Origin of the sequence: Paenibacillus caseinilyticus (assembly GCF_027533645.1) — a bacterium.
GTDB classification, from domain to species: Bacteria; Bacillota; Bacilli; order Paenibacillales; family NBRC-103111; genus Paenibacillus_G; species Paenibacillus_G caseinilyticus.
In genome coordinates this window covers 115365-128158 of record NZ_JAQAGY010000015.1, presented here as the reverse complement: position 1 = coordinate 128158, position 12794 = coordinate 115365, and the positions used below count along the sequence as shown (strand labels likewise).

10 protein-coding genes and 1 pseudogene are annotated in these 12794 nt (G+C 57.9%); 9 read left to right on the top strand and 2 right to left on the bottom strand.

All coding sequences use genetic code 11. The features are described 5' to 3' along the window. Nucleotides 1-16: 16 nt before the first annotated feature. The gene (locus O9H32_RS21080; RefSeq protein ID WP_269868103.1) at nt 17-169 is read left to right on the top strand and encodes a hypothetical protein; all 153 of its coding nucleotides are present in this window, start codon (nt 17-19) and stop codon (nt 167-169) included. Nucleotides 170-511: 342 nt separating this feature from the next. Here O9H32_RS21080 and O9H32_RS21075 read toward each other — a convergent pair whose 3' ends face one another. Continuing rightward, the gene (locus O9H32_RS21075) at nt 512-1129 is read right to left on the bottom strand and encodes a hypothetical protein (protein ID WP_269868102.1); all 618 of its coding nucleotides are present in this window, start codon (nt 1127-1129) and stop codon (nt 512-514) included. A gap of 495 nt (nt 1130-1624) precedes the next feature. Here O9H32_RS21075 and O9H32_RS21070 point away from each other — a divergent pair, with 495 nt between their 5' ends. The 3 genes from O9H32_RS21070 (at nt 1625) to O9H32_RS21060 (ending at nt 4650) form a co-directional block, all read left to right on the top strand. Next, nucleotides 1625-2752, top strand: coding sequence for a rhamnogalacturonan acetylesterase (locus tag O9H32_RS21070; RefSeq protein WP_269868154.1), 1128 nt, complete (start codon nt 1625-1627; stop codon nt 2750-2752). A gap of 285 nt (nt 2753-3037) precedes the next feature. Continuing rightward, the gene (locus tag O9H32_RS21065) at nt 3038-3808 is read left to right on the top strand and encodes a C40 family peptidase (protein ID WP_269868101.1); all 771 of its coding nucleotides are present in this window, start codon (nt 3038-3040) and stop codon (nt 3806-3808) included. Between the two features lie 128 nt (nt 3809-3936). After that, nucleotides 3937-4650, top strand: coding sequence for a hypothetical protein (locus tag O9H32_RS21060; RefSeq protein ID WP_269868100.1), 714 nt, complete (start codon nt 3937-3939; stop codon nt 4648-4650). Nucleotides 4651-4804: 154 nt separating this feature from the next. Here the strand turns inward: O9H32_RS21060 and O9H32_RS21055 are convergent, their stop codons facing one another. Next, a complete protein-coding gene (locus O9H32_RS21055; protein ID WP_269868099.1) occupies nt 4805-5731 on the bottom strand; it encodes an ArsR/SmtB family transcription factor in 927 nt (308 codons plus the stop codon). A 388-nt stretch (nt 5732-6119) separates the two neighbouring features. Here O9H32_RS21055 and O9H32_RS21050 point away from each other — a divergent pair, with 388 nt between their 5' ends. The 5 genes and pseudogenes from O9H32_RS21050 to O9H32_RS21030 form a co-directional block, all read left to right on the top strand. Beyond that, the gene (locus tag O9H32_RS21050) at nt 6120-7454 is read left to right on the top strand and encodes an ABC transporter substrate-binding protein (RefSeq protein ID WP_269868098.1); all 1335 of its coding nucleotides are present in this window, start codon (nt 6120-6122) and stop codon (nt 7452-7454) included. Between the two features lie 72 nt (nt 7455-7526). Next, nucleotides 7527-8450, top strand: a complete 924-nt coding sequence (locus tag O9H32_RS21045) for a carbohydrate ABC transporter permease (protein ID WP_269868097.1) — start codon at nt 7527-7529, stop codon at nt 8448-8450. A gap of 17 nt (nt 8451-8467) precedes the next feature. Next, a complete protein-coding gene (locus O9H32_RS21040; RefSeq protein WP_269868096.1) occupies nt 8468-9328 on the top strand; it encodes a carbohydrate ABC transporter permease in 861 nt (286 codons plus the stop codon). 51 nt (nt 9329-9379) lie between these two features. Next, entirely contained in the window at nt 9380-10870 is a 1491-nt protein-coding gene (locus O9H32_RS21035; protein ID WP_269868095.1) for an alpha-N-arabinofuranosidase, read from the top strand. Between the two features lie 124 nt (nt 10871-10994). Continuing rightward, nucleotides 10995-12515, top strand: a pseudogene (locus O9H32_RS21030) (glycoside hydrolase family 43 protein); the annotation flags it as partial. Between the last annotated feature and the right edge of the window lie 279 nt (nt 12516-12794).

Sequence of the window (12794 nt, the reverse complement as noted above, 5' to 3'; positions counted from 1 at the left end):
GAAAGGAGGGAACCGTATGCCTTACGAGAAATTGGATATCGAGACGGACGGGAACGAAGAGACGATGTACGAGGATACCGAGGCGCACGAAAGAACGGGCTTCGCCATCGATGAAGAAGACCGGCTGCCCGCATCGCAGGAAACCCGCGAAGAGCTTGGGCTCGATTAGCCGGGGCTTGAGCGCGTACCTGGGACTTGTCCCTGCATCGCAGGAAACCCGCGAAGAGCTTGGGCTCGATTAGCCGGGGCTTGAGCGCGTACCTGGGACTTGTCCCTACATCGCAGGAACCTGCGAGGGGCTTGGGCTCGATTAGCCGGGGCTTGAGCGCTTGCCTGGGACTTATCCCCGCATCGCAGGAACCTGCGAGGGGCTTGGGCTCGATTATCTGGGGCCTGAGCGCTTACCTGGGACTCGCGAATGAAAAATAGAGGCTGCCGGCAGGCAGCCTCTTCATATGAGAGAGAAGACAACGGCTTCCGCTTCGGAGAGCCTTCAAAAGAGAACGTGCGCTTAGTTACAGCCGATCGGCAGCGGGTATCCGTACAGCTTGGAGTTCTCGCAAGCGCTTTGGTGCCAAGAGGCGAGCTGGTCATCGAGATCCTTGGCGCTGTGCTGCTGGATGATCTCGAGCGATGTAGTGTCGGCCGCCACTTCCGGAGCAAAGTTATGCGTCCAATAGTCGGTGCGGTCATACCGGCCGAGCCATGTGCCGTCTACGCCGTATTTGTGCTGCTCGGTGACCCCGATGACGGCGTTGTCGGCGTTGCGCAGCAGGATGAAGACGCCGCCGGTGAATCCGGTGAATTTGACGCTGTTCTTGGTCCGCGTGGTAGCATCGAGCTTGCCTGCAAGAGGGCCGGAGCGCTGCAGGGTCGCCTTGGTGTACATATAGCGGCCGCCGTTCGAGCTCATCCAGGAAGCATCCTGGGTGAGGGAAGGAATCGTAGTAGCGGTGGATTGGGACGTAGTGGTTGTCGGAGGAGTATAGCCGCCGCCTCCACCGCCGCCGCCCCCTTCGACATCATCATTTCTTTGGGCCAAGGCGGATGAAGCAGGGTTCAGGGCGAGCAATGCGGCGCCTGCGATAGTAACGGACAGTAATGCGGTTTTCCATTTCGATGTTTTCATTTCAAGTACCTCCTGGAATTTAACAAGTAGCAGCTGCAATAACAATATACCGCGGGGTACCCCTTCTTGGTAATTATCCTAAAGTATACATTTTATGGTTCGGTCTCTGCACCGCCCCCGCAGACAGCTCTTATACCGGATATTTGAACAGAGAACACTGAATTTTCGCTTTCTCGGAATATGGGAAATATCCTATGATTTAACTGGAGAGAGGGGCATGCTGCCCAGGTGCCTGTGCCAAGAGAGGAGGAGCAGAGAATATATAGGGGTAAGGATGGACGAGAGCTTAATTTAATGTATACGCTTCCATAAAATGTCTTACACACGTATATGATTCCTAATCGCCTTCCTGGGTCGCCCGTCGCGGGTCAAGTGTGAAGCATTCAGGCCCTACAGCAGATTAGGTTTCGGTTCATTCGCCATTCCACGTACATTTGCGTCATATCCAAAGGAGGAGAAATCGTGAGAAAAAGCTTCATCTCGAAAGTGCTGTGTATGGTTCTGGGGGCTGGCGTGCTGCTCGGCTCGGTCGGAGGAGGGCAAGCGGAGGCGGCCAAAGACCGGTACCGGTTTGATTTTGGCAATGGAGGGGTAGAACAGGGGTACATCGGGGTCAGCGCCTCGGACAAGTATTCGAAGAAAAAAGGGTACGGCTTCAACACGCCGGAGAACATGAAGAATGTTGCGGCCTCCGGCAGCGGCGCGGGCAGTGATTCGGTCCAATTCGTTACATATGGCACGAAGAGTACGAATACGTTCAATGTGGATCTGCCCAAAGGGCTCTATGAGGTCAGCGTGAAGCTGGGGGATACGACAAGATCCAGCGTAGCGGCGGAAGGGGTCTTCCAGCTCATCAATCTGACGGGGAACGGGGCGGAGGACAAGTTCCAGATTCCGGTTACGGACGGCCAGTTGAATCTGCTCGTAACGGAAGGGAAGGTGGGGGCGGCTTTCACGCTGAGCGCCCTTGAGATCAAGAAGCTCTCGAGCCGGCCGGTGACGAACCAGACTATCTATATCGGCGGCGACTCCACGGTGTGCAATTACTATCCGCTGGAGAGCAGCGTCCAAGCCGGCTGGGGACAACTGCTTCCGAAGTATGCGGATACGGAGCAATTTCAGATCCGTAACATGGCTTCGGGCGGCCAGATTGCGCGGGGTTTCCTGAATGACGGCCAGATGGAGGCGGTCTTGAAGTATATTAAGCCGGGGGATTACTTCATCCTGCAGCTCGGCATTAACGATACGAACCCGAAGAACACGACGACCGAAGCCCAGTTCAAGGAATACATGAGGGAGATGGTCCGCCAGGTGAAGGCCAAGCGTGCGACTGTGATCTTATCCACCCCTCAGGGACGCGCCACCGACTTCAACTCGGCTGGCGTGCATAATGCCGAGAACCGCTGGTACCGGCATTCCACAGTAGCCCTGGCACAGGAAGAGCAGGTGCCGCTCGTGGACCTGAATGTGCTCAGCTCCGCTTACTTCACCTCGATCGGGCCCGAGGCTACGCTGGCGCTGTACATGACGGGCGACACGCTGCATCCGAACCGCAGCGGCGCCGCTGAACTGGCCCGCATCGTGGCTGAAGAGATGAAGAGACAAGGCCTTGACGGCTTCTAAGCCGGCGGCCGCACAGCCGGTGAGGAGTGGGCAGCCCTCCCGGTACGGACGATCTGCGCGGATCAGGTTCGCGTGATGATGAGGAAGCCCCCTGTGTAACGGCAAGCAGCCGTTACACAGGGGGTTTTTGGTGTGCAGAGGGGAGAGGAATGCGGCATCTTCGTCATAAAAAAGGGCCAGGCTTCCCATCCTATAACCATTCAGACTTTGGTTGGACAGGGATGATGTGCCAACAGCTCCAGTGAAGGATGATCCAATGAAGAGAGGTCTGGTCAATACATGCGAATGAATTCTAGAGTGCTCGGTCTGCTGTGCGGATGCATCTTGTTTACAGGCTGCTCCCATGCGCCGCAGAGCGGGATTCAAAGTGTAAGGGAAGAGGCCGGGGGAGCGGACGAGAAGGTCACCGACCGGCGCATGTCGGACGGGGCGCTTCTGCAGCGGGATAAGGAGCTTCAGCTCGGAGACCTGGGCGTGGAGGAGCGCTTCGATGTGAAGCAAGAGAGGCCACCGGGGAGCGGCGTGCTTCCCTTCGGGGCCCCCTTGCTGGATCCGAACGGATTCCCGCTTGTGCGCAGAGTCCCGAACCCATCGGTCGTACCGATCGGCGGCCGTTATGTCGAGAATGTGATCAAGGCTGCGAAGTCGTATATGGGAACGCCTTATGTCTATGGGGCGGACCGGACCGATCCTTCCACCTTCGACTGCTCGAGCTTTACCCGCTGGGTCTTCTTGTATGCGCTCGGTATGGATCTTCCCTGGGATTCGAGAAGCCAGGCTGCTTATGTCAAGGCATTTGCCAAACGCAAATATACGCTGCTCGGGCAGGCGCGCCGCGGGGACCTGCTCTTCTTCACGAAGTTCCACGGCACCCGGGCCTCCGATTACGTCAGGCTGACTCCCGCGCAGAAGCCGATCTCGCACATGGGCATCTATCTCGGGAACGGCAAAGTCATCCATTCGGCTTCGAAGGAAACCGGAGGGGTACGCATCGATACGATCCGCGGCAAGCATCTGGAATACCGTCTGGTGCTTGGGGGCGGGATTCTCGATTGAGGGGCATTCAGCGAACTTTCAGTACATCTTCAGCCTGGATTCAGGCAAGATTCAGGTACGGTTTAGCTTCGAGGCTTATGCTGGAGGAGGTAGAGAAACCAATCCCATATAGACAAAGGATGAAACGTATGAAAACAAGCAATAGAAGTAAAGCGATGATCGGATCTCTCGTCCTGCTGGCCGTGCTGGCCGCAGGCTGCGGCACGAAACAGGAAACGGCGCCGGCAAGCGGCGTACAAGGAGCAGCGGAGGCGGGGAGCACCGCTGCGGGGCAAACGAAGGATGCGGCCGGTACTTCCAAGGATACCGCGGCTGCAGGCCGGCCGGCCATGAATGATAAGGCGTTCGCTATGATGTCGACCTTCAGGGCGCTGATCCAGCTCGACGGGCAAGAAGGGCTGTCCCTCACGAAGGAGCAGGCGGAGGCCATGCTGCCTGTCGTACAGAGCAGCATCAGCGCTTCCGAGCTGACAGAGGAGAATAAGGCGAAGCTGACCGGGGCGCTGACGGCGGAGCAGAAGGCGTTCCTAGACAAGGCCGCAAGCCAGCGGCAGGGCGGCGGCCGGAACCGGCCGGCGGACGGCGGGGCAGGAGCGGCCGACGGCGGCACTGCGCCGCAGGAGAAGCCGGACGGCAGCGCAGGGACATCCGGCAGCGGCACGGCTTCGGGCAGCGGGAAGGCATCCACTGACGGGAAGGCGCCGGCAGCGGATGGCGCGGCGAAGCCGGACGGAACAGCGGACGGGCGTCCCGCCAAGGGCGGCGGCGGGCAGGGCATGAACGGCGGCAAGAATGCCGGCGAGCAGCTGACCGCCCTGCTGCAGGCCAGAATCGGGCAGTAGTCTCGACTACGACAGGGCGCAAGCACAATAGAACCCCCAGCGGCTTCTTAGAAGCGCAGGGGGTTCTATTTGTATGGATTTTGTATGGAGCAAGTGTACGTGCCTTTATTCGCGCCGGTGTTGGCTGCCATTACGCTGTGCAGCGCAGGAATCGTTAGACCGATTCCTTGCGCTGGCTGAGGTAGGTCAGCTTGAAGACGATGTCCTGGTAATAGTTGCCGAAGCCGGTACCGTAGATCGTCAGGCCGCCCAGATGCTTCGCATCCTCCTTGACGGAGAGGGTGAAGTCCCACTGGAGCTTGCGGATGTGGATGTCGCGGATCGTATAGTCGGACACCCGCGTTCCTTCGATGAAGGTGCCGTCCGCATTAATCCGGATATGCACGAGAAGCCCGTACTGGTTCATATTGATGTCCCACCACTCGGGCGTATGCTTGCCGCGGGTACCGCCGAAGTCGCCGGGACTCGTCCACTTGCCGATGTCTACGCCGTTGAAGAGGAAGGAAATGTCCGACGGCCAGTGTTCATTGGACAGCGGGGCTTCGGAGGCGAGCTCCATTGAGATTTCGAGCTCTTCGGGCTCCTCGTCCGGAAGCAGGTAGTTCGCGATTTTGTAAGTAACATGTCCTTGAGAGAACCAGAGGATCTTGGCGTCGACGCGTTCGTTATCCAGAAAATAGCGCGGATCGTCGAATCCGCCTCCGATCACCTTGTACTTCGAGGCGAGACCGCAGGTCGGCTTCACGTCGAAATCGGTAAAATGCCCGATCGGGATGTTCGATACGTGAAAATTGCGGGGGATGAGCCCCTTGCTCGGGAAGACCAGCTCGATCCGCTCGGCTACCAGCGTACAGAGCTTCTGCGAAGCTCCTTTGCCGGGAATCATCTCCGTGCGGACCAGATCGGCCCGCTCGAGCTTCTTGACGTGCATTGTAATGATGGAATTGCTCAGACCGAGCGCGGAGGCCAGGTCTTTCATGATCATAGGCTGCTGGCCGAGCAGCTCGAGAATTTTGATCCGGACGTTGCTGGCCAGCGCTTCGAATAGGGGGAGGTTGCTTTCCGATACGATTTTCTCCATGGTACCTCTTCCGGTTGGTTATTCATTTACGTTTTACTATACCTTACTTATTTGACATTTAGCAAGGAGGGTTTACATTCCGTCGAAAATTATATATTCAGGCAAATATATTTATATAAACATAAAACACTTTACAAAAAAATGTTGACATAGGGGAGCATCCTTTTTATGATGTGAATAGATAAACGTTGTTGTGAAGTAGTTTATAACATTGTGAACGACTTCAGGGAAAGCAGTGTGAGAAGCTAATCCGACTGGCCTCATTGTTATCGCTTACATAACCATTACTCCCAGCCACGGAGCTTTGCTTTGCAGCAGCGATGAGGAATCATGCAAGAAAGCGTTTTCTGTTTTGTTGAGGTATCCATATCAAGGAGGTCATTTATTCATGAACACAAAGGCATTGACCCTACTGGCGCTTACGGGGGCGATTGGATTGACAGGATGTTCTGGCGGCAGCGCGCCGAAGGAAGGCGCGGCGGCGGAAGGCTCCACTTCCGGGAAGGTCGAAATTTCCGTGTCCTCCTGGGGGGCGCCGGACGAACGTAAAGTTTTTGAAAGCGTACTCCAAGACTTCGAGAAGGCCAATCCGAACATCAAGGTGAAATTCCAGCACATTCCGAGCGACTACTCGGTGAAGCTCAACACGATGATTGCCGGGGGCAAAGCGCCCGATGTCATCTTCACGACAGACGGGGATTTCCCGCGCTGGGTGAAGCAGGGAGCTTTCTTGAATATTGACGAGATGATCAAGAAGAGCGGCAAGCTGGACCTCAGCGACATGTGGGAGACCGGCCTCAACCGATACCGTTTTGACGGGACCGTCCCCGGCAAAGGGGCGCTGTATGCGCTGCCGAAGGATATCGGGCCGTCCGTGATGTACTACAACAAAGCGCTGTTCGACAAGTATAACGTCCCGTATCCAAGCGCCGATAAGCCGATGTCCTGGGAAGATGCGCTCGCGATGTGGAAGAAGCTGACGATCGACGAGAACGGCGACGGCAAAACGGACATCTACGGCTCGGGCCCGAGCTGGTGGGAAGGCTTCGTCTGGTCGAACAAGGGCGATGTGCTGAGCAAGGACCGCAAGGAGTTCACGCTGAACCAGCCGGAAGGCGCGAAGGCGATGCAGTTCGCCTACGATCTGATCAACGTGCACAAGGTCGTGCCGGATGCCCGCGCCCTGCAGTCGATGAATGACGGACAGATGTTCGAAGCCGGGAAGCTCGCGACGATCACGGCCGGCCGCTGGCAGGTGCCGACCTACCGCAAGCTGAAGTTCGACTGGGACGTGGCTCCGATCCCGTCGGCCACAGGCTCTTGGGTGAACGGCTGGTCCGGTTCCGTAGGTCTGGGCGTCAATGCGAAGACGAAGCATCCGGATGAATCCTACAAGCTGGTCGAATGGTTCGCCGGCAAGGAAGGCCAGACGAAGATGACCGAGCTCGGCTTCTCCATCCCGAACTTCAAGTCGATGTCGTCTACCGATGTATTCCTGCAGCCGGGCCAGAAGCCGGAGCATGCCTCCGTCTTCGTGAAAGCGGCGGAGAACCAGCTCGCCGGTCCGTGGACGTACCTGCCGAATCCGAAGTGGTCCGACACGTTCAACCAGAAGCTCGCGGAGTTCTGGATCGGTACGGAATCCGCCCAAACCTTCCTCGACAAGATGAAGCCTGTCATCGACAAAGAGATCAAGGACGGCAATCCCGAGATCTTCAAATAAGAGCCGTATGATTTGAAAAGACATGCCGCATGAGATAAGAGACTTCGGATTGGATAGGAGGTCCATACTGCAATGAACGCTAATCCGTTAACGGCGGCAGGAACGCGTGCCGCTAAAAAAAGATCGCTGTATGCCAGCGAGAAATGGTGGGGCTATCTCTTCATCGCCCCTCCGTTCATCGGTCTTGCCGTATTTCTGCTCTACCCGCTGCTCACTTCCTTGTATTACAGCTTCACCATCTTTGACTTCAGTACGCCTCCGGAGTTCGTAGGGACGGAGAATTACAAGCGAGCCCTGTTCGAGGATCCGCTCGTATGGAAGACGCTCTGGAACACGTTCTATGCGGCACTCGGCGTACCGATCGGCATGGTGGTCTCGCTGCTCATCGCCATTATGCTGAACCAGAATCTGAGGGGCAAGAATGTGTTCCGGATGCTCTTCTTCCTTCCGACGATCTGCTCGATCGTTGCGATGACGCTGATCTGGCAGTGGATCTTCAACTCGGACTACGGTCTGCTGAACTACTTCCTGAGCCTTCTTGGCATTCAGGGTCCGGCCTGGCTCACGGACGAGAATTGGGCCATGCCGGCGATGATCTTCCAAGGCGTATGGGGCGGGCTCGGCATCTCGATCATCATGTACCTGGCGGCGCTGGGCAACGTGCCGACCTCCCTGTACGAAGCGGCCACGATGGACGGGGCGGGGGCCTGGAAGAAGTTCGTGCACATTACCGTGCCGGGCATCTCGCCGATCACCTTCTTCATCCTGGTCACCTCGCTGATCGCAGCTCTCCAGGATTTCCCGCGCTTCGTACTCATGACCGGCGGGGGCCCGAATTTCTCGACGACGACGATCGTGTATTATCTCTATACGACAGCCTTCGAGTACAACGAGATGGGCTATGCTTCCGCGATCTCCTGGTTCATCGGCATCATCATTATGGTCATCATTCTCCTGAACTTCCTGCTGTCGAAGCGCTGGGTTCACTATAACTAAGAGGGAGGCAGAGGGCATTGACTACTTCATCCGCTGCCAAGCGCAGCACCAATTACGCCGAAATTCTGAATAAGACGGTCGTCTATATTCTGATGTCGATCGGCGGACTGTTCATGGCGATCCCGTTCCTGTGGATGCTATCGACCTCCCTCAAGGACAAAGGGGCCGTGTTCTCGTATCCGCCCCAGTGGATCCCGGAGGACATCATGTGGGAGAACTACCGTACGATCTTCGAAGACGCCCATATGATCCGGGGCTTCTTCAACACGATGATGATCATCCTCCCGACGATTGTGATCGGCCTGTTCGTATGTGCTCTCGCGGGCTATGCGTTCGCGAAGCTCCGCTTCCCGGGCCGGGATAGGCTCTTCATGGTGCTGGTCGTCTCGCTGATGATTCCCGCTGCGGTCATGATGATCCCGGCGTTCATCATGTTCAAGAACTTCGGCTGGACCGACTCCTGGAAGCCGCTGATGATTCCCGGTATGTTCGGCGCCCCGATGGTCATCTTCTTCCTGCGCCAGTTCATTAAGCAGCTGCCCGATGAACTCGAGGATGCGGCCAAGATCGACGGACTCAATCCGCTAGGCGTATTCCTGAAGATTATCCTGCCGCTGAGCAAGCCGGCGCTGATCACCCAGGCGATCTTGTCCTACAACGCGGGATACAACGATTACCTTGGTCCGCTGATCTACCTGAACTCGCCGGAGAAGTATACGCTGCAGATGGAGCTCGCATCATTTACATCCTATTACGCATCCGAGTGGACGCTGATTATGGCGGGCTCCGTCGTCGCCCTGATTCCGACGCTGATCCTGTTCGCCTTCGCCCAGCGCTATTTCATCGAAGGGATTGCCCTTACCGGTATCAAGGGGTAACCGGCGCACCTGCCGGCCCCCCACTTACATATAGAGGAGAGAGAAACCAACATGTCACACAAGGTTGTTATCCACGCCGACTGGTCCCAAGGGACGATTTCCCGTCATATTTATGGACACTTCGCGGAGCACCTCGGCCGCTGCATCTATGAAGGACTCTGGGTCGGAGAAGAGTCCCCGATCCCGAACACGAAGGGCATCCGCAACGACGTCGTCGAGGCGCTGAAGAAGCTGAATATTCCGAACCTGCGCTGGCCGGGCGGCTGCTTCGCCGACGAGTACCACTGGGAAGACGGCGTAGGCCCGCGCGAAACCCGCAAGCGCATGATCAACACGCACTGGGGCGGCGTGGTCGAGAACAACCACTTCGGCACGCATGAGTTCTTCCAGCTGTGCGAGCTGCTCGAGACCGAGCCGTACATCTGCGGCAACGTGGGCAGCGGTTCCGTGCAGGAGATGTCCGAGTGGGTCGAGTACATGACCTTCGACGGCGAGTCCCCGATGGCGAACCGGCGCAAGAAGAACGGCAAGGATAAGCCTTGGAAGCTGAAGTACTTCGGCGTCGGCAACGAGAACTGGGGCTGCGGCGGCAACATGAAGCCGGAATACTACGCGGACCTGTACCGCCGTTACCAGACGTATGTCCGCCAGTACGGCGACAACAAGCTGTACAAGATCGCCGGCGGCGCGAACGTGGACGACTACCGCTGGACAGAGGTGCTCATGCGTGAAGCCGCTCCGCTAATGGACGGCCTCAGCCTGCACAACTACACGATCCCGGGCTCCTGGGAAGAGAAGAAGCCGGCGCTGACTTTCGATGAGAACGACTGGTTCGAGACGATGCAGAAGTCGCTGCGTATGGATGAGCTCATCACCCGCCACAGCACGATTATGGACCGCTATGACCCGCAGAAGCGCGTCGGCCTGATCGTCGACGAGTGGGGCACTTGGTTCCTCGTCGAGCCGGGCACGAATCCGGGCTTCCTGTACCAGCAGAACACGATGCGCGACGCACTCGTAGCCGGCATCCACCTGCACGTGTTCCACAAGCATTGCGACCGGGTGCATATGGCGAACCTGGCCCAGATGGTGAACGTGCTTCAGGCGGTCATCCTGACCGAAGGCAGCCAGATGCTCCTGACGCCGACCTACCATGTCATGGAGATGTTCAAGGTGCACCAGGATGCCGAGCACTTGGCGATTCACGGCGAGTTCGGCGCATATGAGAACAACGGCGTAACCTTGCCGCAGGTGACCGTGTCCGCTTCGAAGAAAGACGGCCGCATTCACGTGTCCCTCTGCAATCTGGATCCGAACGCTTCGGCGGACCTGAATCTCGAGCTGCGCGGACTCGAAGGCGCCTTCGAGCTGGCCTCCGGCCGTGTGCTCGCCAGCGGCGACATTCACGACCACAACACGTTCCAGGAGCCGGCGAAGGTTGCTCCGCGCGAGTTCAAGGAAGTGTCGCTTACGGAGAAGGGGCTGCGCGTCAACCTGCCTGCCGCTTGCGTGGCGATCATCGAGCTCGTGGAGAAGGCTTAACGGGCCGAAGCATACCGCAAGCGGAATTTTATACAACCGATTCCTAAGCCTGGCGGGCCTGCCCGCCGGGCCATCATTCTAAGTAAAGGCCGACACTTGGCAGGCGAAGGAGACACGACACAAGATGAACACCAAGACAGCGGTCAAAGCACTGATTCCGGCCCTGCTGGGGGCTGCCGTTTTGTACACGGCGGTTAGGGCGGACAGCTATCAGTACAACAGCGCCCTTCAGCAGAAGGAGCATAACCAGAATGGGGGGACAGGACAGGAAGCGATGAACATTGCAGCTCCGGTATTCAAGAATGCATCCGTACATGATCCTTCTATCATTAAGGCGGGGGACACTTTCTACGTCTTCGGCTCCCATCTGGCTGTAGCGAAGACGAAGGACCTTGTGGGCTGGGATCTCGTCGCCGCCGGCGTTACGGACGGCAACCCGCTGATCCCGAACGTCAAGGAAGAATTGAAGGAAGCGCTCGAATGGGCGCAGACGAATACGCTCTGGGCAGCGGATGTCATCCAGCTCGGGGACGGCAAATTCTACATGTATTATAATGCCTGCAAGGGCGATTCCCCGAGGTCCGCGCTCGGCGTAGCGGTTGCGGACCGGATCGAAGGCCCATACAAGGACCAGGGAATTCTCCTGAAGTCGGGCATGTGGGGCGAGCCCAGCGAGGACGGCACGGTCTACGATGCGAAGATTCATCCGAATGTGGTTGATCCGGATGTGTTCTTCGATAAGGAGGGCAAGCTGTGGATGGTGTACGGCTCCTACTCCGGGGGGATCTTCATCCTGGGCATGGACCCGGCGACAGGCAGGCCGCTGCCGGGCCAGGGCTACGGGAAGAAGCTGCTCGGAGGCAATCACTCCCGGATCGAAGGTCCTTACATCCAGTACATCCCGGAGACGGATTACTATTATCTGTTCCTCTCGTATGGGGGACTGGATGCGGACGGGGGCTACAATATCCGTGCCGCTCGTTCCCGGACACCCGATGGTCCGTATACGGATGCAGAAGGAAACGGCATGATCCGGGTCCAGGCGGATCCGGCGCTGCCGCTGTTCGATGACCGGTCCATCGAGCCGTACGGCGTCAAGCTGATGGGCAATCATGTGTTCGGGCGGGATTCCGCCGGTTAGGGGGAAGAACAGGGGACGGGCTATGTGTCGCCAGGCCACAACTCGGCTTATTACGACGAACAGACGGGCAGGTCCTTCCTCATCTTCCACTCCCGCTTCCCGAACCGGGGCGAGCATCATGAGATCCGGGTGCACGAGATGTATATGAATTCGCAGGGCTGGCCGGTCGTTTCGCCGCTGCGATATGCAGGCGGTCCAGGGAGTGCGGCAGGCGCCGTGACGAAGGTGTCTGCGCGGAGTGCGGCCGGATCCTACCAGCTGGTCAACCATGGCAAGGACATCTCCGCTGAGGTCAAGACCTCCACCGTCATCGGGCTGGCCGGGGACGGCCGGATCACCGGCGCCGCTGCCGGCCGTTATAGCGTGAGCGAGGGCGGCCAAGTGGAACTGACGCTGGATGGTACGGTCTACCACGGCGTCTTCGCCGCAGGGTGGGATGAAGCTGCCGGCCGGCAAGCGCTGGCCTTCACGGCGCTGTCGGACAACGGCACCGCGGTCTGGGGCGTCCGCAGCAGATAAGAAGGAAGAGGCACTCCGGGAATCATCTCTCCAGAGAGGTATGTGCCCAGCGGAGCCTTGAAGACATGACTTCAGCGCAGCATGCAGCAAGCGAAGGCACCGGACTCCCTCCGGTGCCTTCTATGTGAAGAACCGGTGTATTTCTCCGTTCCACATGCGTGCTTCGTCCAGCACACGGTCCTGCTCCATACTCCGTGCCCCGTTCACCCCCAGGCTGCTCCCAGAGCCATCCTCACAAATAGTGTATATGAACCGGACAAAACA